The organism is Streptomyces diacarni, from assembly GCF_003323715.1.
Classification (GTDB): domain Bacteria; phylum Actinomycetota; class Actinomycetes; order Streptomycetales; family Streptomycetaceae; genus Streptomyces; species Streptomyces diacarni.
This window is the reverse complement of sequence record NZ_QOIN01000035.1, coordinates 138,438-163,981: the sequence shown is the minus strand read 5'-3', so window position 1 is coordinate 163,981 and position 25,544 is coordinate 138,438. Positions and strand designations below refer to the sequence as shown.

17 protein-coding genes are annotated in these 25,544 nt (G+C 74.2%); 2 read left to right on the top strand and 15 right to left on the bottom strand.

Annotated elements, in window-relative coordinates; all coding sequences use genetic code 11:
• The first annotated feature begins 45 nt into the window (after window positions 1–45).
• Entirely contained in the window at window positions 46–738 is a 693-nt protein-coding gene (gene snpA, locus DTL70_RS08365; protein WP_114021220.1) for a snapalysin, read from the top strand.
• Between the two features lie 260 nt (window positions 739–998).
• On the opposite strand, the gene pepN is transcribed toward snpA, so the two are convergent.
• The 8 genes from pepN to DTL70_RS08325 all read right to left on the bottom strand — a co-directional run bounded on the left by pepN (window position 999) and on the right by DTL70_RS08325 (window position 11,351).
• Entirely contained in the window at window positions 999–3,659 is a 2,661-nt protein-coding gene (pepN, locus tag DTL70_RS08360) for an aminopeptidase N (RefSeq protein WP_114021219.1), read from the bottom strand.
• 262 nt (window positions 3,660–3,921) lie between these two features.
• Complete coding sequence (locus DTL70_RS08355) at window positions 3,922–4,827, bottom strand: hypothetical protein (protein WP_114021218.1); 906 nt, start codon at window positions 4,825–4,827, stop codon at window positions 3,922–3,924.
• Window positions 4,828–4,948: 121 nt separating this feature from the next.
• Window positions 4,949–5,185: a hypothetical protein gene (locus DTL70_RS08350; RefSeq protein WP_114021217.1), complete on the bottom strand. Its 237-nt coding sequence runs from the start codon at window positions 5,183–5,185 to the stop codon at window positions 4,949–4,951.
• Window positions 5,186–5,232: 47 nt separating this feature from the next.
• The gene (locus DTL70_RS08345; RefSeq protein ID WP_114021216.1) at window positions 5,233–6,942 is read right to left on the bottom strand and encodes an alpha-L-fucosidase; all 1,710 of its coding nucleotides are present in this window, start codon (window positions 6,940–6,942) and stop codon (window positions 5,233–5,235) included.
• A 138-nt stretch (window positions 6,943–7,080) separates the two neighbouring features.
• Window positions 7,081–8,928, bottom strand: a complete 1,848-nt coding sequence (locus DTL70_RS08340; protein ID WP_114021215.1) for a 4-alpha-glucanotransferase — start codon at window positions 8,926–8,928, stop codon at window positions 7,081–7,083.
• Entirely contained in the window at window positions 8,928–9,209 is a 282-nt protein-coding gene (locus tag DTL70_RS08335; RefSeq protein WP_114018208.1) for a hypothetical protein, read from the bottom strand. Before DTL70_RS08335 ends, DTL70_RS08340 begins: the two co-directional genes overlap by 1 nt.
• 389 nt (window positions 9,210–9,598) lie before the next feature.
• Window positions 9,599–10,435: a YwqG family protein gene (locus tag DTL70_RS08330; RefSeq protein ID WP_245979132.1), complete on the bottom strand. Its 837-nt coding sequence runs from the start codon at window positions 10,433–10,435 to the stop codon at window positions 9,599–9,601.
• 376 nt (window positions 10,436–10,811) lie between these two features.
• Window positions 10,812–11,351, bottom strand: coding sequence for an HNH endonuclease (locus tag DTL70_RS08325; RefSeq protein ID WP_114021214.1), 540 nt, complete (start codon window positions 11,349–11,351; stop codon window positions 10,812–10,814).
• Window positions 11,352–11,627: 276 nt separating this feature from the next.
• On the opposite strand from DTL70_RS08325, the gene DTL70_RS08320 reads away from it, so the two are divergent.
• Window positions 11,628–12,614, top strand: a complete 987-nt coding sequence (locus tag DTL70_RS08320) for a mechanosensitive ion channel family protein (protein WP_114021213.1) — start codon at window positions 11,628–11,630, stop codon at window positions 12,612–12,614.
• Between the two features lie 161 nt (window positions 12,615–12,775).
• On the opposite strand, the gene DTL70_RS33455 is transcribed toward DTL70_RS08320, so the two are convergent.
• The 7 genes from DTL70_RS33455 to DTL70_RS08280 all read right to left on the bottom strand — a co-directional run bounded on the left by DTL70_RS33455 (window position 12,776) and on the right by DTL70_RS08280 (window position 25,387).
• Window positions 12,776–15,232, bottom strand: coding sequence for an FHA domain-containing protein (locus tag DTL70_RS33455; protein WP_181860838.1), 2,457 nt, complete (start codon window positions 15,230–15,232; stop codon window positions 12,776–12,778).
• Window positions 15,233–15,316: 84 nt separating this feature from the next.
• On the bottom strand, window positions 15,317–16,666 hold the full coding sequence (locus DTL70_RS08305; RefSeq protein WP_114021211.1) for a vWA domain-containing protein: 1,350 nt from the start codon (window positions 16,664–16,666) through the stop codon (window positions 15,317–15,319).
• A 190-nt stretch (window positions 16,667–16,856) separates the two neighbouring features.
• A complete protein-coding gene (locus tag DTL70_RS35100) occupies window positions 16,857–17,894 on the bottom strand; it encodes a PP2C family protein-serine/threonine phosphatase (protein WP_425470330.1) in 1,038 nt (345 codons plus the stop codon).
• 698 nt (window positions 17,895–18,592) lie between these two features.
• Window positions 18,593–21,334, bottom strand: a complete 2,742-nt coding sequence (locus DTL70_RS08295; RefSeq protein ID WP_425470334.1) for a serine/threonine-protein kinase — start codon at window positions 21,332–21,334, stop codon at window positions 18,593–18,595.
• A 65-nt stretch (window positions 21,335–21,399) separates the two neighbouring features.
• Window positions 21,400–22,728, bottom strand: a complete 1,329-nt coding sequence (locus DTL70_RS08290) for a hypothetical protein (protein ID WP_245979131.1) — start codon at window positions 22,726–22,728, stop codon at window positions 21,400–21,402.
• 74 nt (window positions 22,729–22,802) lie between these two features.
• Window positions 22,803–23,891 carry a glutamate ABC transporter substrate-binding protein gene (locus DTL70_RS08285; RefSeq protein ID WP_114021209.1) on the bottom strand — a complete coding sequence of 363 codons (1,089 nt, stop codon included), beginning with the start codon at window positions 23,889–23,891 and terminating at the stop codon, window positions 22,803–22,805.
• 20 nt (window positions 23,892–23,911) lie between these two features.
• Window positions 23,912–25,387, bottom strand: coding sequence for a hypothetical protein (locus tag DTL70_RS08280; protein ID WP_181860837.1), 1,476 nt, complete (start codon window positions 25,385–25,387; stop codon window positions 23,912–23,914).
• Window positions 25,388–25,544: the final 157 nt, after the last annotated feature.

Below are 25,544 nucleotides of genomic sequence, written 5' to 3'. Positions count from 1 at the left end.
CACTTCGCAGCGGCGCCGGCCCCTCGGAACTCGAGGAGACCCCCCATGAGATACCGCACTTCTGTTCTGTCCGCGGCGATCGGCCTCGGCACGACCGTCGCCCTCGGTCTCGGTGCCGTCCCCGCCACCGCCTCCGACGCCGGTACCGCCGACTCCCACGCCCCCGTCGCCGCCACCTCGCACACCGACGCGGGCAGCACGCAGGGCTACACCGGGGAGAGCGACCGCCAGAACCAGGAGTTCTTCAAGTTCATCGTCAAGGAAGCGCTCAAGCAGCAGGGTGAGAAGCCCGGCTTCCAGCAGGTCACCGTCAAGTACGACGCGAGCGGGGCGCCCAGCTTCCGCAGCCAGATAGCCAACAGCGCCGCCGTGTGGAACTCCGCCGTCCAGAACGTGCAGCTGGCCGAGGGCAGCGGCGCCACCTTCGACTACCGCGAGGGCAACGACTCGCGCGGCAGCTACGCCTACACCGACGGGCACGGCAGCGGCTACGTCTTCCTCGACTACGCGCAAAACCAGCAGTACGACTCCAACCGGGTCGTCGCGCACGAGACCGGGCACGTGCTCGGCCTGCCGGACAACTACTCCGGCCCCTGCAGCGAACTGATGTCAGGCGGCGGCCCTGGGCCCTCCTGCACCAACGACCAGCCCAACGCGACCGAGCGCTCCCAGGTCGAACAGCTGTGGGCCAACGGTGTCGCCGAGGTGATGTTCGAGAAGGCGGCCCTGCTCAGGTGACCCCTCCGGGCGTCTGACCTCCCCAGCACGCCCCGCACTTCCCGGCACCGTTCCGTCTCCCGGCGTCCGGCCCCTTCGCGGCGCCGGGACGGCGGCCGGGCGCCGGCAGCTCCACCGGGGCTCCGCCCACCGGCTCAGAGGGCCGCTCTCCTGCCACCCCCCACCGGCCCTCTCCCCCACGGGCCGGGCCGGAGCCCCGTCTCCCCGCACGTCGGCCCCCGGCTTGATGCCGGGGGCCGACGTCCGCGGTACGCGGCAGGTCAGCGAGGGGCGCCCGCCGCCTCGTCGGCCGCCTGGGCGCGCAGCGCCCGCTCGACACCGGCCCTGGACTCGGTCACCAGGCGGCGCAGCGCCGCGCTGGGCTGGGCGGAGGCGAGCCAGGCGTCGGTGGCCTCCAGCGTCCGCTGCTCGACGTGCAGCGCCGGGTAGAGGCCGACCACGATCTGGCTGGCCATCTCGTGGCTGCGCTCCTCCCAGGCACCCTTGACGGCCGCGAAGTAGCGCTCGGTGTAGGGCGCGAGCAGGGCGCGCTGGTCGGTCTGCACGAACCCGGAGATGACGGCCTCCTGCACCGCGTTGGGCAGGGCGTCGCTCTCGACGACGGCGCTCCACGCCTCGGCCTTCGCCTCCGGCGTGGGCCGCGCCGCACGGGCGGCCGCCGCGTGCCGCTCGCCCGCCGAGGTCGCGTCCCGGGCCAGTTCGGCGGAGATCTGCGCCTCGTCGGCCCGCCCGGTGGCGGCGAGCCGCTGGAGGAAGGCCCAGCGCAGCTCGGTGTCGACGGTCAGCCCCTCGAGGTACTCGCCGCCCTCCAGCAGCGCGGCGAGCAGGTCGAGCTGGGCGTCGGTCCTGGCGGCGGCGGAGAACGCGCGGGCCCAGGCCAGCTGGTGGTCGCTGCCCGGGCGTGCGGCGCGCAGCTGCTCCAAGGTGGCCTCCGCCCAGCGGGTGAGCCCCGCGTCGCGCCAGTCGGGCGCCGCGTACAGGTCGAGGGCGAGCTTGACCTGGCGTTGCAGGGACTGGACGAGGCCGATGTCGGACTCCTTGCCGACGCCGGTCAGGACGAGGTCGAGGTAGTCGCGGGTGGCCAGTTCGCCGTCGCGGGTCATGTCCCAGGCCGAGGCCCAGCACAGGGCGCGCGGCAGCGGGTCGGCGAAGTCGCCCAGGTGGCGGGTGACGACGGCCAGCGAGTCGGCGTCGAGGCGGACCTTGGCGTAGGTGTGGTCCCCGTCGTTGAGCAGCAGCACGTCGGGGCGCTTGCGGGCCTTCGGCAGCGGCACCTCGGTCAGCTCGCCGTCGACGTCGAGCTCCACGCTGTCGGTGCGCACCAGCTTGCCGTCGCGGAGGTCGTAGAAGCCGACACCGAGGCGGTGCGGGCGCAGGGTCGGCTCTCCGGTGGCGCCCGCGGGCAGTGCCGGCGCCTCCTGGCGGATGGCCAGCGCGGTGAGGGTGCCGTCGGCGTCCGTCGTCAGCTCGGGGCGCAGGACGTTGATGCCCGCGGTCTCCAGCCACGCCTTCGACCAGGTCTTCAGGTCGCGCCCCGAGGTCTCCTCCAGGGCGCCGAGCAGGTCGGCCAGGCGGGTGTTGCCCCACTCGTGGCGCTTGAAGTAGGCGCGCACCCCCTGGAAGAACTCGTCCATGCCGACGTAGGCGACCAGCTGCTTGAGGACGGAGGCGCCCTTGGCGTAGGTGATGCCGTCGAAGTTGACCAGGACGTCGTCCAGGTCGCGGATCGGCGCCATGATCGGGTGGGTGGAGGGCAGCTGGTCCTGGCGGTAGGCCCAGGTCTTCATCTGGTTGGCGAAGCTCGTCCAGGCGTGCGGCCAGCGGCTGCCGGGGGCGTGGGCCTGGCAGGCGATGGAGGTGTAGGTGGCGAACGACTCGTTCAGCCACAGGTCGTTCCACCACTCCATGGTGACCAGGTCGCCGAACCACATGTGGGCCAGCTCGTGCAGGAGGGTCTCGGCGCGGCCCTCGTAGGCGGCGTCGGTGACCTTGGAGCGGAAGACGTACTGGTCGCGGATGGTGACCGCGCCCGCGTTCTCCATGGCGCCCGCGTTGAACTCGGGCACGAACAGCTGGTCGTACTTCTCGAACGGGTACGGGTAGTCGAACTTGTCCTGGAACCAGTCGAAGCCTTGGCGGGTGACCTCGAAGAGCGCCTCGGCGTCCAGGTACTCGGCAAGCGACGGACGGCAGTAAATGCCCAGCGGCACGCTGCGGCCCGCCCGTCGCCCCCCACCACCCCCAGCGGACTGAGCTTCGCTCAGACCCCTCTTGTCTTCCCAGGTGCTGTGCACCGCGTGGTACGGGCCGGCGATCAGCGCCGTGATGTAGGTGGAGATCCGCGGTGTGGGCGCGAACCGCCACAGCGTCCCCTCCGGCCGCGGGGTCGGCGAGTTGGAGATCACCGTCCAGCCCTCGGGGGCGCGGACGGTGAACTGGAAGGTCGCCTTGAGGTCGGGCTGCTCGAAGTTGGCGAAGACGCGGCGCGCGTCGGGGACCTCGAACTGGGTGTAGAGATAGGCCTGGCCGTCCACCGGGTCCACGAAACGGTGCAGGCCTTCACCGGTGTTGGTGTAGGCGCAGTCCGCGACGACGCGCAGTTCCTGCGGCCCGGCGGCCAGCCCCCGCAGGGCGATGCGGGAGTCGGCGAAGACCTCCGCCGGGTCGAGGGAGGTGCCGTTGAGGGTGACCTCACGCACGGCGGGCGCGATCAGGTCGGCGAAGGTGTCGCCGGCTTCCCTGGCGGTGAACCGGATCGTGGTGACCGAGCGGAAGATCCCCTCGCCGTCGTCAGGGCCGCCCGGTGCTGCGGTACCCCCGCCCTGCGCGCTGCTGAGGTCCAGCTCGATCTCGTAGGAGTCGACGGCGAGCAGGCGAGCCCGCTCCTGGGCCTCTTCGCGCGTCAGATTCGTGCCAGGCACTTGGTGATCTCCCCACTCTCGCGAAACGCTCGCGGCTTACGGCGCAGTCGTGCAGGGGCCATCCTTCCACGCGGGCACCGCGAAGAACGGCGGGTGGCCGGGGCGGCCGAGGCCCCTGGAGCGGGTGTTCGGGGCGCCCGGCGGCTTCAGCGCGCCCCCGCGTCCGGCTCGCCGGTGGTGAGGGCCGCCAGGCACGCCCGCACGGAGGGGCTGTCACCACCCGCACGCCAGGCGGCCCGCACCTCGCGGGCCAGCGGCCGCGTCAGCGCGGCAGGACGTTCAGGTAGGCGGCGGGCTCCCGCTCGCCCGAGGTCATCAGGGCCGTGCGGACCACCGTCGCCTGCTGGGCGAGGGCGTCCCGCAGCTTCGCCTCGGTCACGTGCACGACGGTGACGCCGAGCTGTTCCAGCGTCTCGCGCTTGCGGGCGTACGCGTCCCAGGCCGCCTCCGCACCGGCCCGGGGCGTGCGCGCGTCGATCTCCAGCGCGACACCGTGGTCGGGCCAGTACGCGTCCACGGCGCCGACGGGCGGGCCACCGGGAACGCGGAGCTCGACGTTCCAGCAGGGGTCGGGGAGCCCGTGGGTGAAGACCAGGGCGTACAGGCAGCCCTCGGTCAGAGCGCGCCCCTCGGCCAGCAGGCTGTCCACGGCGTCCGCGACGTGCGGCAGCCCCAGCAGCCGGGCGCGGGTCAGCTCGCGGACGACGGGCTGCGGGTCGCAGTGTCCGCCGCGTACCGCCTCGACCAGCAGCCGCCGCACGTCCTCGGCGTCGGTGAGACCGGCCACGGCGTCGGCCAGGGCGCGGGGCGCGGGCGCCACGGGCAGCCCGGTGATCTCCTCGGGCTCGGGCAGGATGCGGGTGCGCACCAGGTGCGCGGAGGTGTAGGCGCAGGCCGCGGGGGACGGGGCGCGGGGCCCCGGGTGGGCGCTGTCGTCCAGTTCGGGGACGAGCACGTCGATCCGCTCCAGGTCCAGCAGGGACGGCGCGGCGGAGAAGCAGTGCAGCGCCAGCGCGGCCAGACCGGTGATCATCGCGCGGTGCGGGGCTCTGGAGGCGGCCCCGGGCGGAGCGGCGGCGTCGGTGCCGGCGTACCGGAGCGCGGCGTGCAGCCGCTGCTCACTGGTGGGCAGTCCTGTGCGGGGCGGGAGTGGTACCTCGTGCGTCATGTCGGGGCCACTTCCCCGCCGCCCGGCGGCTGCCACCGCTTGTGACGAAGCTGTCGCGGAACGCGGACAACTCTGCCCTAAAGCACGGCCGTTCGAAAGCCGATAACGGCCCGCCGAGGCGTCAGTGGCTCTTCTTGCGCTTGTCGCCCAGCGTGACCAACCCGGCGATCACCAGGAAGAGCACGATCGGGATGGCGACGTAGAGCCCCAGCGTCTCGGCGACGCTCAGACCCGGGCCCGGGTCGTCGCCGTCGTCGCGGGTGAGCGCGAAGGCGGGGGACGACAGGAGCATCATCAGCGTCGCACCGGCAGTGACCGTTCCGGCGCGCAGGGCGTTCTTGTTGACCTTGTTGCTCACCCTGCCAAGATATCGGATGGGTGAACGCCCCGCGCGCCGGGGTGGGCTTATCGGACGACCGCCGCGGCCCGCGGGTGCGCCGGCCGCTCCGACTGCTCCGCCAGGTGCAGTGTGAGGGGCCGCAGGTGCGGCTTCCCGCGCGACTGTTCGACCTTCACCCGCACCTGCCGCGCGGTCACCGGCTGCGGCAGCTCCAGGATGCGGCGGTGGCCGATCGTCGTACCCGAGGCGATCTCACGCCACGCGCCACCCGACCTGGCCTCGACCGTGAAGCGCTCCACCCGCTGCCCCTCGCGGATGTCCTCCCCCACGGCGACGCGGTCGAACGTGTGGGGTCCCGGGCCGCGCTTTCTCAGGTCGGTGCCGTAGATGTCGCGCACGGCGTCACCGAACGCCGTCAGCTCCCGTACGTCCGCCGCGTCGATCCTGCCGTTCTTCGCGGGCGGGACGTTGAGCAGCAGCGAGGCGTTGCGCCCGACGCTCTTCTCGTACAGCTCCAGCAGTCGCGCCGCGCTCTTGGGGTGCTCGTCGGCGTGGTGGTACCAGCCCGGTCTGAGCGAGACGTCCGCCTCGGCCGGATACCACTGCAGGTACTTCACCGACGGGTCGAGGAGCTTCTCGCGGGAGCCGATGTCGGGATCGGTGGAGTCGTTGGGCAGCCCTCCGGCGTACGCCGTCCACGGGTCGCGCGTCGACGGCGTCACGCTCCACTCGCTCTCCCGTGCGACACCGTTCTCGTTGCCCACCCAGCGCACGCCCTGCGGGCCGCCGAAGACGGGCGTGTCGGGCGCCAGCTCGTGCAGGGCGCGGAACAGCTCGCTCCAGCCGTACTCCTGGGTGACACCCGCGTCCCTCCACGGGTTCGCACCGTCCAGCCACAGCTCGTCCAGGGGGCCGTACTCGGTGACGATCTCGTAGACCTGGTTGAGGTAGTAGGCGTCGTAGTCGTTGACCTTCGCCGTGAAGCTGGGCAGCTCCCCCGAGGCCACCTTCTCCGCGCGGTCGTCGCCCGGCACGAGGGTGGGGAAGGTGCGTTCGGTCGGCTCGCTGCCATTGCCGTACCGGCCCTTCCCCCGCGGAGGACCGCCGTCGGCGAGCGCCGTGCGCTCCACCGTGGTCAGCTGCTCGCCCGCGTCCTGCTTCGCCCGGAGGTCCGCCAGCCACTTCTCGTGCCAGCCGTGCGGCAGTTCGGCGCCGTCGGCGGGAGAGAGATAGACGCCGACCTTCAGACCGGCCTTGCGGGCAGCCTTCACGTACTGCCCGACGACGTCGCGCCCGTAGGGGGTGTTCTCCACCGAGTGTTCGGTGTAGCGGCTGGGCCACAGCGCGAACCCGTCGTGGTGCTTCGCGGTCAGCATCACCTGCTCCGCGCCCGCCGCCTTGTAGGCACGCATCCACTGGTCGAAGTCGATGTGTCCCGGGTCGAAGAGGGAAGGGTCCTCCGCGCCCGAACCCCACTCGCGGTCGGTGAAGGTGTTCATGCCGAAGTGCGTGAACGCCGTCACCTCCCGCTGCTGCCAGGCGTACTGCCCCTTCGTGGGCACGGTCTTCGCGGCCTTCTCGATGACGCGCTGCGGGCTGTCGCAGTCTTCGATCCGCATCTGCGAGGCCGGGCGCACGGGCCGATGGCAGCCCGGGCCCTCCGGCCCTCGGGCGGCCCCGGAAGCCGACTGCGCGGGCGCCGACAGCACGGCACCGGCCAGGGCCAACGCCAGCGCGGACACCAGCAGCCGTGCGCGGGGGCGGCGTCTCACCATGAGTCCTCCACCTTCCTCACCCGGAGAGAGATCCGATCTCTTGAGGGGTACGTGGGCATGGTGCCGCAGGCGTGAGGTGGCGGGAAAGAGATAGGTCCAATCTATTGGGGGGGGGAGGAGGCGGTGAGCGTGCGGCTCTCAGCCGGGGAGCGCGCCCCACTGTGCGAGCAACTCCCTGCCCCGCGGCGAGGCGGCGACCTCCTCCCAGGGCACGGGCCGGCCCTGGACATCCACCACGGGAAGGGGCGGGTCGGGACACTCCGGCCACGACACCGAGGCGCCGCGCATCCGCCGCCCCGCAGGCTCCCCCAGCCCCGCAGGCTCCCCCGGCGCCGCCGACTCCCGCGCCCCGGGCCCGGCGCCGGCCGGATCCTCGCCGAGGACGGCGGCACCCGCCCGGTGGGCCTCCAGGGCGAGAACACCGTGCAACGCCTCGGCGTCATAGCGCACGTAGGTGCCCTCGGCCGGCGGACGGCCCTCGGGAATCCACCACAGCCTGGAGCGGCCCAGGGCACGACCGCGACGCAGAGCCCCGGCGTGCCGGAAGAGCCCGGCGAGCACCTCGCGGTAGGGCCCGTACCCCGCCCGGGCCAGCGCGTCCGGCCGCCAGGGCGGCAGCCCCCAGTCCTGGCCCCTGGCATCGCGCCCCCGCGGCGGCGCGCCGAGGGTGACGCCCTGCGCGAGGCTGTGCTGGTGCGACCAGGCGTCCGAGCCACCGGGATGCGCGCCCGCCGCCGGATCGAGCACCAGACCGACGGCCATACCGGCCTGCCGCGCGGTGTGCTGCGCCGCCGCGAGCTGGCAGTCGGTGAGCCACGCGGCCCAGGCGTGGAAGTCGACCCGGTCCTGGCGCTGCGCGCGTACGCGGGCCGTGTGCGCGGACCGGGGATCGTCGAGACCCGCGGGCCAGGAACGCCAGTCGGAGCCGTACGCCTCGGCGAGGGCGCACCAGGTGGCGTGGTCCACCAGCGCCTGCCCGCGTTCGGCCACGAAGTCCTCGTACGCGGCCCGGCGCCCGGGCCCGAGCGGAACCGAGCGCACCAGCTCCAGCGCCTCCCGCTTGAGTTCCCACACCGCGCCCCGACCGAGGGGCGCGTGACCGCCGGACACGCCCTCGCGCAGGGCTGCCGCACGCCCCAGGAGCACCTCGGCCCGGCGCCGCTGCTCCTCCCCCAGACACCCGAACTCCAAGACATCCTCGACGCGCAGGTGCACCGGGTCGGGAAAGCGGCGGGATGAGGGCAGGCAGGACGAGAGGGCGGCGTGGCCCGCCGGGCCCTCCCCGGCTCGCCCGCCCGGAACGGGCGCGGTTTCGTCCGAAACGGGCGCGGTTTCGTCCGGGACGGGCACGGCGCTGTGCGAGGGGTCCAGCTGGAGGAAGTCCGCCCCGAGGCAGCGCCCCGCCCAGTCGGCCAGCTCACCGAGATCGGCCAGGTCCCCCCTCCCCCGGGAACGGGCCGACAGCAGCGACCGCAACCGGACGCGGAGCCCCATACCGCCCTCGCCCGAGGCGCGGGTCCGAGGGGCGGGGAAGGCCTCGGGCACCACGATGAGCGTGCTGTGGGCCGCGCGCTCGTCGGGCGCGTGCCCGAAGAGGGTGTGCACCCCCAGGGGCAGGCGCGTGCCCGGGCCCCAGTCCAGGGTCGTACCGCTGTCGGTGACGACGCGCAGCACCGTCCCGTCGGGAAGCTGGGATAAGCACGAGGTGCGAGCCGGCGCGGACACCGGCCGCGCGCCGGAGCGCAGCACGACGGTGGGCGGCAGCAACTGCCGGCCGTCCCACTCGTGCCGCTCCAGCGCCGCACGGACAGCGCGCGGCGTCGAGGCGTCGACACCCAAAGCCGCCAGCACCTCCACGACCGTCCCCTCGGGCACCTGGACGTGCCGGCCGGGTTCGGGCTCGTGGGAGAGGGCGACGCCGTGGGCCTCGGCGAGCCGCGCGAGCCGGGTGGGGTTCCCCCCGGACCGTGCCTGGGGGAGGGGCATCAGATGTCCGCCGGCTCCGTGCCGTAACCGACCCCGGTGGGCTCGCTGGTCAGCGGCGCCTCGGCGAGGGGCGGCTCACTGGTCAGCGGAATGGCGTCGGCGAGCGGGGGCTCGCTGGTGAGGGGGGCGTCGGCGCACCCGCACGTGCACGAGCCGTCGAGTCCGGAGTCGGGGTCGGACACACCGGACAGGTCTACCGGCTCGTGCCCTCGTTTGGAGAGTGTGCGCTGCTGCGGAAGCGGAGCGAGCGCGGACAGCAGGAGTTCAGCGGACGCGGCCACGACGGGCCTCCGTTCGTTGACGAATTGCGGACAGAACTCGCCCTACCCAGTCGACCGGAGTACAGACGTGTCCGCCCCGAGAACGTGTCCCAGCTCACGTCGGTTCCCGCGAGGAATCGCCGACGGGACGGATCAGGAAGCGGAGAAACGACGGACGAACCGGACACCCGGCGGCAGGTTTTGCGGGCCCCCGCACGGTGGTGCCCCGGAACCATGGAGTCCGGGGCACCGGGGGTGTAGGGTCCGCGCCCGGTCGCGAACGCGGGGCCCGGGCGCGGTCCCGCGCCCGGGACTGTGGGTGGGCACGCGCCCGGGGCCGTGGGGGCACGTCCCCGGCCGCGCGGGTTGTGCGTGCGGGCCGGAAGGGCGTCTCCGACCGCGAGAACCCCTCAGGCCATGTGCCAGGTGAACATCGCCCGGTCGAACCGGCGCTCGGCCAGGTCATGAGGGCGTATCAGCCAGTACAGGATTCCGGAGTCGCCCCAGACCATGTCCGCCTCGTCGACACCGTCGAACTGCGCCAACAGCACCCATTCGTCGCCCTCTGAGCCCGCGACCTCGATCTCAACGAGGTCTTGGATCGACTCGGCGTAGCCACCGATCTGATGAACGCTGTCGGCGTCGTCCTCGCACTCGAAATCGATCAAAGCGTCGACGAAGTCCTCTTCGCGGATCGGGTGCTCGTAGGAGCCCGGGTACGAGGTGCCCGGCGCAAACGCCGCCACTGCCCTGGGATGCGAGGGGTCGGGCGGCGTCATCACGGTCCGCGCGGTCAGCGGCAGAGACGGGAACGGTTCGAGCTCGGCGGGTGCGTCACGCACCGGCGCGTCCTGCCCCTCCGGCACGTAAAGGACCCGGGCGCCCGAGCGGCTGTCACGGGCCGACGGCCCGTCCGCCCAGGACGCGTAGGCGTCCAACTGGCCGTCGAAAAAGAAGAACAGCAGTGTCCCTTCGCTCGGAAGGGGGATGTCCACGGAGTCGGAAGGCAGCTCAGCGCAGTCGACCGAGGCGATGAGCGACAACGGCCCGTGCCCCTCCCATACCGGCCAGTCCTCTCCGTCCGGCAACCGGGGCAGCCCGCCGATCCTCCCGACGACACCATCCGAGTCGTCATCGACCTCCAGTCGTACGGCAGGGCGCAGGAGCCCCAGCCACTGCTTTGCGACGTCGAAGGGGAGGTGCTGCACAGCGAAGTCACGCCAGGCGTCAAGAGAGGCAGATGTCATGATGACCATCATGGCCAACCCCTCTGACACGCCGTTTCCGTTGGATGCGTCGGCTGTAGGCGACCAGGCCGCGGCTGTGCCGACGAGGGCAGGAAGTGCTCGGCTTCGCGCTCGTAGCCACGGCCGCAGTTGGTCGTAGTCGTAGCCCTCGCCGGCGCGGACGGACGGCCGCGTTCAACGCGGCCGGAGGGCCGCATCTGGCGCGAAGGGGAAGCCAGTTCCGGTCCGGACGGAAGGCGGGAAGCGGGCGTCCGAAGCGTACGGACGAGGTGCGGGCCGGGTGCGCGTCGGCGACGCACAGCCGGCGCTGCGCGGTGCGGGCCGCTCCTGACCGGCCCCCACCGCGCCCGCCTCCCGACACAACAAAGCCCGGAACTCAGGCAGTGGCTCTGCCGTCGATCCGGGCGAGATCATCGTCCGCGCCGTATGGCATGAGATACGGCAGCCAGCGCGGATCCCGGTGCCCCGTGCCGATGATCCGCCACGCGAGACCGGACGGTGGCGCGGGTTGGTGGCGCAACCTCCAGCCCAGCTCGGCGACATGGCGGTCGGCCTTCACATGATTGCAGCGGCGACAGGCCGCCACCACGTTCTCCCAGGCGTGCATCCCGCCCCTGCTGCGCGGAATGACGTGGTCGACGCTGGTTGCGACGCCACCGCAGTATGCGCAACGGCCGCCGTCCCGGGCGAACAACGCACGCCGCGTGAGAGGGACACTGCCGCGAAAGGGCACCCTCACGAAACGCTTGAGACGGACGACACTGGGCGCGGGTATCACACGGGTCGCGCTGTGCATCAGGGCGCCGGAGTCCTCCAGGCTGACAGCCTTTTCGTTGAGGACGAGAACGAGCGCGCGGCGGAGCGGTACGACGCCGAGCGGCTCGTACGACGCGTTGAGGACCAGGACATGCGGCACGGTGCCTCCTCGTACGTCGGCGGCGCGTGGCTCGCGCCGTGACGATCTCCCCTCAGTGTGTCCCGTGCCCTGGTCACTCCGCCACCACGACCGGGCAACGAGCTCAGCGTGTTTCGGACCACACCTCACACCATCGACGCGGGATCGAACGTCCCCCTCGAACAGCTGGCCCCATACTGCTCGGTGGCACCAAATGTGAAGCCCCTGCGCCGTTAGTGTGGTCGAGGCATCCGTTCGTGTGCCCTGTGGATGTGACTCGCACGGAAGGTCGATCCTGTGTACTGGCTGCTCAGCGCCTCTCCCCCGCCCGGCGGACCCCAGCCGCCGAGGTCCCTCGAGGACGCCCAGGACAGCGCGAGCGAGGCCGCGGGGTGGATCCAGGACAATTGGACGGACTGGCTCGCCTCCGGCCTGCGCCTCGTCTTCATCTGCGTCGTCGCCCTCGTCCTGCGCTACCTCATCCGCCGGGCCATCACCCAGCTCATAGCCCGCATGAACCGCCGCGCCGAGATCGTCGACAGCGGCAACGCCCTGCGCGGACTGCTGGTCAGCGGAGAACGCCGGCGGCAACGGTCCGCCGCCATCGGCTCCATCCTGCGCAGCGTCGCCTCCTTCGTCATCCTGGGCACCGCGGCGCTGACCGTTCTGTCAGGACTGGGCATCAACCCGGCGCCGCTCCTCGCCAGCGCGGGCGTCGCGGGCGTAGCACTCGGCTTCGGCGCCCGCAACCTGGTCATGGACGTCCTCGCCGGCATGTTCATGCTCCTGGAGGACCAGTACGGCGTCGGCGACCGCATCGACGCCGGCGAGGCCTCCGGCGTCGTCATGGAGATCGGCCTGCGCGTGACACAGCTGCGCGGCGACGGCGGTGAGATCTGGTACATCCGCAACGGCGAGATCAAACGCATCGGCAACCTCAGCCAGGGATGGGCCATGGCCGCCCTCGACGTCCGGGTACGCGCCGACGAGGACCTCGACGAAGTCCGCGCCGCCGTCCTCGCCGCGGGCGAGGGGCTGAGCAAGGAGAGCCCCTGGGACGAGGTCCTGTGGGAACCCGTCGAGGTCCTCGGCCTGGACGAGGTGACACTCGACTCCATGGTGCTGCGCGTCTCCGTCAAGACCATGCCGGAGAAGAGCCTCGGCGTCGAGCGCGAGCTGCGGTGGCGCGTCAAGAAGGCGCTGGACGCGCGGGGCATCCGCATCGTCGACAAACAGGCGCTCGCGCTCGACGCGGCACGGGCGCCCGTGCCGCTGGACAAGTAGCTCCGCCCCCGGCGTCCCCGGCGCCCCATCGGGCTCAGCTCCCGGTGCAGCCGGACTCCCGGGCTGCCGGACCTCCAGGCCTCGGGCCTCGGGCCTCGGGATTTCCGTACCGCCGGTGTCGACGGGTGGGCGCACCTGCCGGAGCGCCCACCCGGGGTGGACTACCGCCGCGTCAGCGTGATCGTCGTCCAGGCGCCCACGTGCACCCTGTCCCCCTCCTTGAGCGGAACAGGCACGTACGGCTGTATCGGATCCTCCGCACCGTTGAGCGTGGTGCCGTTGGTCGAGTCCTGGTCCACCACCGACCAGGAACCATCCGGCTGCTGCACCAGCACCGCGTGCTGGTGCGACACCCCCGGATCCTCCGGCGGACGGCCCAGGTCGATGTCCGGCGCCTCACCCGTCGACGCGCGGCGCCGACCGATCGTCACCTGCGGACCCGTCAGCGGCAACTGCTGCTCCGGGGAGTAGGCGGGCAGGTTCAGCGACGCCGCCTCCGGGCCACTGCGCTGCATCATCGCCGCGAAGTACTCGCGGTCGGGGCCGATGAGCGCCGTCCACGCACCGCCGCCCTGCGGGGCCGGGGCCCCGCCCTGCTGCGGCGCGAACTCCGGAGCCCCCGGAGCGCCAGGCCCCTGCGGGGCCGGTCCGCCGGGGGGCTGGACCGGCTGGCCCGGGTGGCCCTCCGGCACGCCCGCAGGTACCTGCGGGGCGCCGACGCGCTGCTCGGCGGCTCCTGGCGGGGACAGCTCCCAGTCCCCGCCGGCGGGCTGCCCGCCGTAGGCCTCGTTCGCCGGGAACGGCCGGCCCTGGCCCGGCACGGCTTCTCCGCCGCCGGGCACCCCCGGAACCTGCGGGCCGGGGCCGCCCTGGCCCATGCCCTCGGCTCCGGGACGCCACCCGGGGCCGCCATCGGGCGAACCGGACTGCCCAGGCCCTTCCTGGTGGCCTGAGCCACCAGGTCCGCCCGGCCAGCCGGGAACCCCCGGCTCACGCTCGCCCGCCGGAACACCGGGCCGCCCCGCGTCGGGACCGTAAGGACCGGCATTCGGCCCTGCCGGGCCCGGGCCGCCGGGCCTTCCGGGCTCACCCGGCCCACCGGGAAAACCAGGCCCAGCGGGCCCTTCGGGCCCAGGCCCGGCCGGGGCACCGGAGCCCCCCGGACCGCCCGGGAAACCGGGACTACCCGGGCCCTGCGAGCCAGGTCCCATCGGACCCTCGGCCCCGGGGCCACCAGGGCCGACAGGAGCGCCCTGTCCGCCGGGGCCACCCGGGGCGCCGTGGCCTCCCGGGAAACCAGGACCAGCCGGGCTCTCCGGACCAGGCCCGCCAGGACCACCCGGGGCGCCGGGGAAACCAGGACCGCCAGGGCCCTCGGGGCCGGGACCGCCAGGACCGCTCGGACCACCAGCGCCGCCGGGGCCGGAAGGAGCGCCGTCTCCGCCGGGACCCGCCGGACCGCCGGGGCCGCCCGGACCGCTTGGGAAACCGGGACCGCCCGGGCCCTCGGGCCCGGGACCACCGGGACCGCCCGGGAAACCCTGGCCTCCGGGGCCGGGAGCGCCCGGGCCGGCCGGGCCGCCATGTCCGCCAGGACCCGCCGGGCTGCCGGGGCCGCCCGGACCGCTTGGGAAACCGGGGCCGGACTGGCCCTCGGGGCCGGGACCGCTCGGGCCGGGGAAGCCGGGGTGACCCGCGCCCTCGGGGCCGGGGCCCGCCTGGCCGGGGAACGCGGGAGCGTCCTGGCCACCGGGGCCGGGACCGTTCGGCCCGGGGAACGCGGGGCCGCCAGGCCCCTCGGAGCCGGGCGCCGGCGAGCCGCCAAGCCCTGCCGGGTCACCCGGGCCGGCCGGACCACCCGGGCCCGCCGGACCGCCAGGGCGGCCGGGGAAGCCGGGGGCTCCGTGGCTCTCGGGGCCGGGGCCGCCCGGAGGCGGGAAGCCGGGAGGTGTGCCCGGCGCCGGCGGAGTGCCGGCCTCGCCGGCCTCGCCGGGGTAGCCGGGGGTGCGCAGGGGGTCGGGGCCGGGCTCGTCGCCGGGGGGCGGGTAGCCGGGCCCCGAGTAGCCCGGGGTGCGCAGGGGGTCAGGGGCCTGCTCGCCGGCGCCCGGGTAGCCCGGGGTGCGCAGCGGGTCGGGGGCCGGGTCGGCGGGGCCGGACGGGCGCGGGAAGCCGGGGGGCCCGTGGGCGTCGGGGCCCGGGGTCCCGGGCGCGGCGTTGGGCGCGGGCGGCGGCGCGTACGTGGTCGGCGTGTGGGTGAGGAAGTTGTAGCGGCATTCCTCGCAGAAGGGCGCCTGCGACTCGCGCGGCGTCCCGCACTGGGGGCACAGCTCCGGCCTGCCGGAGCCAGTGCCGGGATCAGCTCCGGGGCCGGGGTGGCCGTAGCCGCCGGGGGCGGCCGGGGGCGGGGGCGCGCCGGGGCCCGGGTAGCCGTACCCCTGGCCGGGCGCGGGCGGGGGCCCGGGCGGGCCGGGGTAGCCGTAGCCGCCGGACGGTGCGGGTGGCGGAGGGGGCGGCGGTACGGCCCCAGCGGGCGACGCGGGCGCGTCGGTCATGCGGTGACCGCAGACCTCGCACCAGTCGTCGGCCGCCGACTGGTGGCCGTTCGGGCAAGTCGGCATGGTGAGTGCCTCCCCCTCCGTGCTCCTGCTCGGGTGCGTACCCGGCGCCTCGCCGGGTAGGGATGCGTGCCGCGGCCGGTGCGGCTAGCGCTTGACGCGGACCGTCTTGGTGGACCGCGTCTCCAGCGTCATCTCATCGGCCTCGGCGACCTTCGCTTTCAGTCGAACAGTACCCGTCGCGGCATCCACCACGTCGACCACCTTCGAAAGCAGTTTCGCAGTATCCGTGTTCCCCGAGGCGCTCGCCAACTGTACGGCTCGTCCCAGTTTGGCCGTTGCGCCCGCTTCGTCGCCTGTCTTGCGCAGATCGAGTCCCGTCTGGATGACCTGGGCGAGTTCGGCCTGCCCCGTGTAGTGCGCGACCTGCGGGTTGAGGGAGGTGGTGGCCACCATGTCGTCCGTCCACACCGCCCGCACCAGGCCCTGGGAGAGGGTCTGCGGGGTGCCGCCCTCGGGCGCGGGCAGTACGAGGGAGACCCGGGCCGCGAGCATCTCCTGGCCGATCTCGGCGGCGGGCACCTCCACACAGACGTGGTAGTCGCGCGACTCGTCACCCCATGACCCCGTCGGGTAGTCCCCGGCGCGCGGGCCCGCCTCCGTGCGGCGCTCGGTCAGGTTCTCGACGGTGGGCGCCACCTGCTTGACGTACTTGATCCGGGTGCCCTGCGGTGTCCACAGGCGGAGCGCCACGTCGGCGACCTCCTTGCCCATGGCGTTCTCCATCATCTGTGTGAAGTCCCCCGCGAGGCCGCCGGGGTCGGCCACGATGTCGGCGGTGCCCAGCAGCGCGGAGGCGACGCCGGTGACCTCCTTGACCTCCCAGTCGGTGCCGACTCCGCGGGCGTCGCAGGTGAAGTGGCCCGCGCAGGCGTCGAGCGCGGCCCTCAACTCGGCGGGCGACTCGTGCTCGTTGCGGCCGTCGGTGAGCAGGATGCCGTGCCGGATGGCGACGTCGGCGGAGCCGAGTAGCCGGTCGGCGAGGGTGAGCCAGGTGCCGATGGCGGTTCCGCCGTTGGCACTCAGGCCGCGCAGCGCGTCCTTGGCCTCCCAGCGGGTGGTTCCGCCCGCGACGGCGAGCGAGCCGTCGCCCGGGTAGATCTCGCGGGCCTTGTGGGTTCCGGCGACGACGGCGAACCTGACGCCGTCGCGCAGGGTGTCGATGGCGGCGGCGGTGGCCTCGCGCGCGTTGCGCATCTTGGTCGGCGGGTAGTCCATCGAGCCGGAGCAGTCGACCATGATGACGACGGCCGCGTCCGCTCCCGCGCCGCCGTGCCCCGCATCGGTCGCCGGGAGGGGCAGGCCGCCCGTGGTGCCGCCGCCGGTGGAGGTGACGGTGACGATCGCGTTCACCTCGCGGGCGCCCTCGGGCAGGAACTCGTTCTGGTAGACGTCCACGGAGAAGCGCGGCGCGTTGGACTTGGCGAAGTTGGCCATGTTTTCCGCTCCTGTGTGTGCTACGGCGACGGGTAGACGAAGGGGCGGGCGGAAGTGTGCCGGTGTGCGCGGTGCTTCCCCCCGGACGGTGTCCCCACGACCGTCCCTGTCCCCCGATGGTGTGAGCCCCGCGTGTGTGGGCCCCGGTTGTGTGGGCCCCGGTCGTCACGGGGCCCACCGTGTGCGCGGCTCAGGCCTGCCTCGCCCCTTGCGGCGGTGCGAACGACGGCGCCGGTGGCGCGGGTACGGGCAGCACCGCGACCGTCACGTTGTCGTGGCCCCCGCCGTCCAGCGCGTAGCCGACCAGGTGTCGGGCGGTGTGGAGCGGGTGGGTGCCGGCGTCGGGCGGCAGCGCGGCGGCCATCTCGTCGGCGGACTCGGCGTAGTTCCACAGCCCGTCCGTGCACACCACCACGACGCCTGTGCTCTCGGGCTGGAAGGAGGCGGTGTGCGGGTCGAGTTCGTAGGCGTCGGCGCCCAGCCACCCCGTGATGGCGTGTGCGCGCGGGTCCGCGTAGGCCTCGGCCTCGCTCATCAGCCCGGCGGCGACCATCTGCGCGGCCCAGGAGTCGTCCTCGGTCAGCCGCGCGGCACCGGCGCCGGGGTCGTCGGGCACCCAGTAGGCGCGGCTGTCACCGATCCAGCCGACGGTCAGAATCCCCGCGCAGTTGAGCGCGCCGACGACGGTGCAGGCGGGCGCGTTCTTGGCCGGGTCGACGGGGGTGTCGGCGGCCAGTTCGTTGACCGCCTCGGCGGCGACGACGAGCGCGTCGTGCATGGCCTGCTGCACGTGGCGGCCCTGCGGCAGTGCCGTGCGCAGTGCCGCACTGGCCGCCTCCGCCGCGGCGGCCGACGCCTCGTCGGGGCGGGTGGCGGAGGAGACGCCGTCGCAGACGACGGCGATCGTCACGGGCGCGCCTTCGCCCGTGGTCGTCTCGGCGAGGGCGTAGAAGTCCTCGTTGCGGTGGTGGCGCAGGCCGCGGTCGCTGGCGGCGGCCACGGTGGCCAGGGCCGACTCCATGTGGTCGCGGTCGCGGGGCTGCTTGTGGCCGCAGTGTTCGCAGTAGCCGTCGTCGTCGATGGTGCCGGTGCCGCAGGCGACGCAGGTGGGGCCGAACGGTTCGGGGCCGCCCGCGACGCCGTGGGCCGCGCCCGTGCGCCGGGCGGGATCGTCGGAGACGGCGCGCGGGTCGGGCCCGCTCGGTGCGGGTCCCTGCGCGGGCGGCATGGGAACGCCCGCGTCCTGGCCCGGCGGAACGCCCGCCCCGACGGCCTGTGGGGCGCCCGCCCCGTCGACCGAGGGAACGGGCCCGGCACCAATCGGCGGGACGGACCCGGCACCGGCCGGCGGAACGCCCGCCTCAGCAGCGGGCGGTACCGTGCCGGCGTCTGCCGGTTGTGGGGGCGCCGCCGGCTCACCGGCCGCGGGCGGCAGGGTGAAGTCCGGTTCGGTGGGCTGGGATGCGGAGGGGGACACGGGTGGCGGCCCTCCCGCGGGCGGGAAGGCTTCCCCGCCGTCGGCCGCCGGCTGTCGCGGGGCCGCACCGGCGCCGGCGCCCGGCTGGGCGGGCGGCGCGGACGGAGGCAGAGGCGCGGACGGAGGCGGAGGCGCGGACGGGTGCCCCCGGCCGGGCGGCGGAGGCGGCGGCGGGACGGACGCATGGCCCTGAACGGGCGGCGGCGCGGAGGCAGGACCCGGAACGGGCGGCGGGGCGGAGGCGTGGCCGCCCTGGCCCGGCGGGGGCACCGTCGGCAGGCCGTCGGGGAGCGTGGGGGTGCGCCCCTGCGTGGCGTCCTGCGCGCCGGCGGCGAGGTCGCGGGCGGCGGCTTCCAGGTCGGCGCCGCAGGCACCGCAGAAACGGTCACCCTCCTCGAGCGGCTCCGCGCAGCTCGGGCAGGCGGACAGTTGGTCGAGCTGAGGCATGGTCACACCCACGTCCGGGGGCGGAAGCGGTTGGCCCGTTCCACCAGTTCGATCCTCTCGGTTCCGGTCTGCGCGTGCCGGGCGAGCAGCCGGTAGGAGCGCTCCAGGCCGAAGCGCAGCCCCTCCTCGGTGAGCGGACTGTCCAACAGCCGTACCCCGGCGCCGGGAGGTGAGCCCGGCGCACCCGCAGGCGCGGGCCCGGAGACCGTCCCCCGGGCGGCACCAGCCTGGCACAACAGCCAGTCGAGCGCGCAGCCGAGTACCTCGCAGGTCAACTCGTGACGGCGGACGGCGTCCAGTCCGACGTCCTCGAGACCGGCGACCTGCCGTGCGGCCGCCTCCAGGTCGTCGAGCAGCGGCTCGTGCGGCGAACGCTGCCGCAGGCGCGCCCTGACGGCCGCGACGCGGGCCGCGGTGAAGTGGATGGAGGACTCCGGCACCGACTCCAGCACGCGTACGGCACCGTCACGGTCGCCGGTGGCCAGCCGGACCCGCGCCAGTCCGAAGGCGGCGCTCACGTACGCCGGGTCGGTGGTCCACACCAGGTGGTAGTACGCGGCGGCGTTGTCCCACTGGCCGAGCACCTCCGCGCAGACGCCGAGCGCCAGCTTGGGTGCAGGCTCGCCGGGGAAGGCGTCGTAGACGGCGTCGAAGGCGAGGGCCGCGGTCTCCCGGTCGCCGGTCACCAGGGAGGCCACGCCGCGATACCACACGACCCGCCAGTCGTCGGCGTGCCGGGCCTCTAGGGCGCCGAGCGCGTCGAGCGCGGCGTCCGACCCCTGCGGTCCCGACCCGAGTTGGAGGTGGGTGCGCAGGGTGCGCAGCCGCAGTTCGGGGGAGTCGGTGACGGCGGCTTCCAGCGCGGTGAGCAGGTCGGCGGGGGCCGAGGCCATCAGCCCGGCGAGGAACCCCGCGTTCGGGTCGGACGGGTCGACGCGCGGTACGGGCAGCGCGAGCGCCGTCGCGCCCGCCTCCAGGGGACGCAGCGCGATCCCGGCCGCGCCCGTTGCTGCTGCCGCCGGCGCGGGGAAGGAGGAGAGCGGCGCGGGCGCGCTGCGTGCGGCGGCACCGGCCTGGGCGGCGCCTGGACCGCCGGCCGCGGCGCCCGGGACGGCCGGGACGGCCGAAGCCGCGAGGGCGGTCCCCGTGGGGCCAGGAGCGGCCGCGAGGGCGGTTCCCGTGGAGCCCGGAGTCGCCGCGAGGGCCGCGGCGTTCTCGGGCGCGGGGGCGAGCGCCTGGGCGGGCAGTGTCACCTGTGCGGGCCCGCCGCCGGCCGCGGGCCCCTGGCCGCGCCGGCCGCTGCCGCGCCCGCCCGTGCGGGCCCCCAGCAGCGAGACGTCGCCCTGCTGGGCGGTGACCAGGTCGGTGTCCACGACGCGGAGTTCGGGGCCGAAGAGGGTGGAGAGGGCGGGTCGCGGCCGCCCCGACTGGACGGCGACGACCTCGCGGAGCACGCCGAGCAGCTGTTCCGACATCTCCTCGGCCGAGGCGAACCTGCGCTGCGGGTCGGGGTCGGTGGCCCGTACCAGGAAGCGGTAGAAGGACTCGTACCTGTGGAAGACGTCGATGTTGCCGGGCTCGGGCAGGCTGTCGACGTAGACGTTGGTGTAGCCCTGGAAGTCGAAGGTGAGGACGGCCAGGGTGCGCGCCACCGTGTACAGGTCGGAGGCGATCGAGGGGCCCTCTTCGGCGACTTCGGGCGCCTGGTAGCCGACGGTGCCGTAGATGGCGCTGCCGTCGTCGTCCATGCGGCGCACGGCGCCCATGTCGATGAGCTTGAGCTGATCGCCCTGCTGGATGGCGTTGTCGACCTTGAAGTCGCAGTAGAGCAGGTTGCGGCTGTGCAGGTGGCCGAGGGCCTCCAGCGCCTCGATGCCGTAGGCGCAGGCCACTTCGACGGGCAGCGGGTCGCGTTTCCCCGCCGGGGTGCGGCGCTCGTTGGCGATCTGTTTGAGCGAGCTGCCGCCGACGTACTCCATGACGATGTAGCCGTCGAGGCTGCCGGTGCGCTGGTCGAGGTGCTCGACGAAGTTGTAGATGCGCACGATGTTCGAGTGTTCGATCTCCGCCAGGAAGCGCCGCTCGGCGATCGCGGCGGCCATGGCGTCCTCGTCACCGGTGTCGAGCAGGCCCTTGAGGACGACCCAGCGGTCGGAGACGGCGCGGTCCACGGCGAGGTAGACCCAGCCGAGCCCGCCGTGGGCGAGGCATCCGGCGACCTCGTACTGGCCGTGCACGATGTCGCCCGGGCCCAGCTTGGGCACGAACGAGTAGGGATGGCCGCACTGGGTGCAAAACCCCTCGGTGCGTCCCGAGCGCGCGCCGCTGGAGCGGCCGACGGGCGCCCCGCACTCGCCGTTGCTGCAAAACCGCTTGCGCTCGGGGACCTCGGGGTCGGCCAGCACCACGGTGGCCGGTTCTGGCCGCGGCACGTCAGGGACCTGGACGAGTCCGGCGCCCAGCCTGCCGCGGGACGAGGAGGCGGTGGAGGAGCGGCCGCTGCGCACCGACACCGAGCGGCTGGTCGAGCGGCCCGAGAGGGAACCGGTGAGCCGCCCGGAGACCGAGCGGCGGGAGGAGCGGGAGCGCGCGGAGACGCGCGCAGAGCCTGTGCGGGCCGACCCCGTGGAGCGGCTGCCCCGCCCCGGGCTGGTCATCCCCGTCGGTGCCGAGCCCAGCACCCCGCCGGGCGCCACCACGGGCGCGAGCCCGCAGGTGTCGCAGTACAGCTCCCCGCCGCCCATGTCCTCGTAGGCGCCCTCGCACTGCGGCCGTTGGCACGGCCGCCGCGGCGCGCTCGCCTGCTCGCTCACTCTGCCCCCATGTTCATCGCTCCGCCCGCGGTGTGCCGGGCCTCTCGCTGCCGCTGGGCCAGCGCCTCCTGTGCGGCCCGCTGGTAGCGCAGTACGGCCTCCTCGGCGGCCCGCAGGTCGCAGGGCGCGCTCCACAGCATGCGGCGTGCCGCGTCGTAGCGCTCGATGAGGACGCGGTCCTCCGCAAGGCCGTTCTGTGCCACCTTCGCCTTGTACGCGTCGAGGCGCCCGCGCAGTTCCGCGCGGACGGCCAGCGGCGCGGTGACGGCCGACAATTCGGCGCGGGCCCGCTCCAACTCCTCCTCGGCCCGCTCCTCCAGGCTCTCCAGCAGCGGGGAGAGCCGGTGCCAGCGCGCGTATCTGCGGTGTTCGGCGGCGGTGGCGAGCTGTTCCTGGAGTGCGGTGGGCGGACCGCTGACGGCGGGCACGTCCCAGGCGGCGATCTTGGCGAGCACCTCGCCGCGTGCGGCGCGGGCTTCGGCGAGGGTCCGGTCGGCGCGGCTGAGCACGTCGCGGAGGGTCATCAGCCGCGTCTCGGCGTCCTGCCGCACGGCGAGTACGGCGTCGATCTCGCGCCGTACGTCCTCCAGGGTGCGGGCCGCGTTGTCGTAGCGCGTGGTGTCGGGGCGGCCGCCGCCGGGGGCGCCGCTGCCCGAGGTGGGTGTCCAGAAGGCGAGCGGGTCGGCGACGACCTCCTCGCGCAGGGCCGCGAGTTCGGTGGTGGTGCGCTCCAGGTCGTCGGCGGCCGGGTGCTCGCCGGGGCGCACGCCGACCGAGTGCGCCAGGGAGCGCACGCGCCCCAGTTCGGCGGCGAGCAGGTCGATCCTGGCGGGCAGCGCCGACCACACCGAGTCGGCGGCGGCCACCACATCGAGGGCCTGCGCGTACCACTCGTTCATCCGCTCGACGAGGCGGCTCAGCGTCAGCTCCTCGGCGAGTTTCGGGCTCTGGGTCAGGCTCGCGCCCGGCGAGCCCGCCAGCGCGCCCCCGGAGACGGTGAGCGTGCCGCGCAGCAGGCGGGTCAGTTCGGCCAGGTCGTCGCGGCTGGGCCAGCGGCGGCGGGCCCGCAGCTCGCGCGCCCGCTCCAGCGTGCGCGAGTAGGCCTCGAACCCGTTCCACAGTGAGGTGATGGCGGTCTCGGCGCGCGCCCAGCGGTGCGCGGTCGTCCCGGTGAGCCGCGCGCCCTCCAGCAGCCTGCGCCCGGCGTGGTCCTGGAGTGCCAGCAGGGAGGATTCGACGGCCTCGTGCTCGGCGTCAAGACGCTCCAGAGCGCGGTCGGCCTCCTCCCGGCTCATCACCTCTCCGGCGGGCCCGGCGGTCCCCATCGATCACCTCGCTGTTCGACGCGTACGTGCACTCACGGACCGGCGCTGGCGGCGATCCGCGTCCCGGCACCGGTTCAGTCACGGTAGAGCGGTTTCGGCGGTGCGGGCTTCTTTCCTTCCGTACCCACGATGTCGTCGGCGAGCCAACGCTCGTAGGAAGACTTCCACCCGTCCTCGCGGTAGTCCTCCAGCACCTTGTTGACCCTGCGGACCAGATCCTCGTCCTCCAGGTTCATCGCGACGCCGTACGGCTCGATCGTCTGCGGCTCGCCGATGAGTTCCACGGACGGGTCCTGCGCCGCCTGCCCGGCGGCCAGGGCGCTGTCGGTGACGGTGGCGTCGGCCTCGCCGAGCTGGAGGCGCACCAGGCAGTCGAGCTGGTTGGGGACGACGACGGGCTCGGCGCCCAGTTCCTCGTACGCGTCCGACGTCATCATCGTCTCCGCCGTCGAACCCGAGGCGTAGCACACGCGTTTGCCGCGCATGCTCGCGTCGAAGCCCTTGACGCGGGCGTCCTTCCTGGGCACCAGCAGCTGCTGCCCCGCCTCGAAGTAGGCCGTGGAGAAGGCGACCTTGTCCTTGCGGTCGCAGGCGATGGTCATGGTCCGCACGACCATGTCCACCTCGCCCTTCTCGATGGCGGGGATGCGCTGGTCGGTGGGGATGGTCTTGTAGGTGATCCTGTCGTCCCCGTCGCCGCCGAGCAGGTCGCGGGCGATGGCCTTGACCAGGTCGATGTCGAAGCCCTCGATCTTCCCCGTCGTCGGGTCCCGGTAGCCCCACAGGTAGCTGTTCTGGTCGACGCCGACGACCAGCTTGCCCTCGTCCTTGATCCGCTCGACCGCGTCCCCCGCCTTCCCCGAAGGCTTGAGGCTCTCGGCGGGGTTGCCGCCGTCCTCGCACTTCTCCGGCTCGGGCTTCTCGTCCGGGTCGGTGGCCGAGGCGGGACGCCCGTCGGCCGCCCCCGCACCGTGCGCGGCGCCGTCGGGTGGGGAAGGCGGGGCGGGCGCAGGAGCGAGCAGCGCGGCCGCGACGAGGGCCGCGGCGGCCGACAGGCCGCCCGCGGCGGCGGCCCACCGCGCGCCGGTTCCCCGGGTGCGTGTGCCCCCGCCCCGCGCGCCCGTCGGCTGTGTGCGTGCGGTGCCTGTGCCTGTGCCCGTCATCGCGTCCCCCCTCACCGGCCTCACCGGTACTCCGCCAGCCTGCGCCCGATACCCAGCACGGCCGCCGCCGCACCGAGAACGGCCAGCACCAGGGCGCCGGCCGTCAGCCCGCGGAACCTGCCGCGCGCGCTGTCCGCCGCCTGCTCGAACTGCTCCTGCTCGTGCGCGGTCGCCCGGCCGAGGCTCTTGTCGACCCGGTCGAAGCTCTGTCCCGTGCTGTTCACGGTGCCGATCACCTGGTCGACGGCGTCCTCGTAGTCGCCGTCGTCGTCCTCGGCCCTGGCCGCCTTGTGCCGCCGCTGCCACGCCTCGACGGCCTTCTCGGCGTCCCGCACGGCCTGCCGCCCCGTACGGTCGTCCGCGAGGTGACGGGCTTCCTCCAGCAGGCTCATACCCGGGGCGCCGTGCGTCTCGTCACCGGCCTTCTCGCCGCCCGCGATGGCCCGCATCCGCTTGCGGTAGCTGTCCTCGTACGCGGCGCCGCCGCCCCGGGCGACCAGCGTCATGTTCTCGTCGCCGCGCGCCTGGAGAGTGGCGATCCGCGCCTCGTTGAGCGCCTGGAGGGAGGCCGCGCCCCTGGAGTCCGACTCGTGCAGCCCCGAGCGGGCCAGCGCGTGGCCGCCCGTCAGCCACACCAGCAACACCAGCACGACGGCGCTCGCGCCCAACAGCCCCTGGTTGAAGACCCGGTTGGTGCGCAGGTAGGTGCGGCGCTGCGCCCAGCCCAGCGCCCCCAGCGCGACGACACCGGCACCGACGGCGAGCAGGGGCCACGACGTGGCGTCCGCGTAGTCGCCCTCAAGACGCCCGCTCTCGGCCGTGTACAGCTTGCGCGCGGCGGGCAGGAGTTCGCCGCGCATCTTCTCGTTGGCGTACCGGAGGTAGGCGCCGCCCAGCGGCAGGCCCTGCCTGTTGTTGGCCCGCGCCGCCTCGACCAGCCCCGTGTAGACGGGCAGACCGCGGTTGAGCGCGGTGATCTGCCGCTCCGCCGTGCCCGAACCCGAGGAGTCGGCCGCCGCGTCGGCCAGCAGCCCGGACGCCTCGCGGATGTCGTCCTCGTACCGCTCGCGCACCTCGTCCGGCTCGTCCCCGCCCGCCAGGAACCCGCTGGAGGCGGAGGTGTCGGCGTCCGCCAGCGAGCGGTAGACGCGCGCCGCGTCCGCGCTCAGCGGCTGACTGCGTTCGGCCACCGCGTCGGCGGCGGCCTTCCGGTCGGCGACCTGCCAGGACGAGACCGCTCCGAACAGGACCACCAGCAGGGCGAGAGCGGCGCCGATCGCGCGCAGCCGTCCCGGCTCGGTCGTCACCGCGGCCCGCAGCCGCGCCCTCCCCTCGGACCAGCCCTTGCCGCGTCCCACGCCGCTCGCGGCGGAGCCCGGGGCGCCCGGCGGCCGCGCGCCCGGTGCCGGACCCGGGGCGCCGCCCGCGGCGTGCCCGGCCTCCGGAGCCGCGGGCACGGGCGGCGGTGTCGGTGGCGCGGTCGGCGGCTGTGTCACGGCTGAGCCCTCCCCCTCGGTCGCTGACGGACACCCTGCCGGTTGTGCGCGCCCCCGCTCCCCTCCGTGCAGCCCCCGGCTCCCCTGCCCGGGGCTGCGAGCGCCGGGGCGCCCGACTGTGGTGCCTCGGTGCAGCAGTATGGCCGCAGCGGCCGGT

What these genes read in the sequence shown, in the direction of transcription:
- DTL70_RS33455 (WP_181860838.1), bottom strand. Translation starts at nt 15,232, where the DNA reads ATGCCGACTTGCCCGAACGGCCACCAGTCGGCGGCCGACGACTGGTGC.
- DTL70_RS08290 (WP_245979131.1), bottom strand. Translation starts at nt 22,728, where the DNA reads ATGGGGACCGCCGGGCCCGCCGGAGAGGTGATGAGCCGGGAGGAGGCC.
- snpA (WP_114021220.1), top strand. Translation starts at nt 46, where the DNA reads ATGAGATACCGCACTTCTGTTCTGTCCGCGGCGATCGGCCTCGGCACG.
- DTL70_RS08345 (WP_114021216.1), bottom strand. Translation starts at nt 6,942, where the DNA reads ATGGTGAGACGCCGCCCCCGCGCACGGCTGCTGGTGTCCGCGCTGGCG.
- DTL70_RS08285 (WP_114021209.1), bottom strand. Translation starts at nt 23,891, where the DNA reads ATGACGGGCACAGGCACAGGCACCGCACGCACACAGCCGACGGGCGCG.
- DTL70_RS08355 (WP_114021218.1), bottom strand. Translation starts at nt 4,827, where the DNA reads ATGACGCACGAGGTACCACTCCCGCCCCGCACAGGACTGCCCACCAGT.
- DTL70_RS35100 (WP_425470330.1), bottom strand. Translation starts at nt 17,894, where the DNA reads ATGCCGCCCGCGCAGGGACCCGCACCGAGCGGGCCCGACCCGCGCGCC.
- DTL70_RS08295 (WP_425470334.1), bottom strand. Translation starts at nt 21,334, where the DNA reads ATGGGCGGCGGGGAGCTGTACTGCGACACCTGCGGGCTCGCGCCCGTG.
- DTL70_RS08340 (WP_114021215.1), bottom strand. Translation starts at nt 8,928, where the DNA reads ATGCCCCTCCCCCAGGCACGGTCCGGGGGGAACCCCACCCGGCTCGCG.
- DTL70_RS08330 (WP_245979132.1), bottom strand. Translation starts at nt 10,435, where the DNA reads ATGACATCTGCCTCTCTTGACGCCTGGCGTGACTTCGCTGTGCAGCAC.
- DTL70_RS08305 (WP_114021211.1), bottom strand. Translation starts at nt 16,666, where the DNA reads ATGGCCAACTTCGCCAAGTCCAACGCGCCGCGCTTCTCCGTGGACGTC.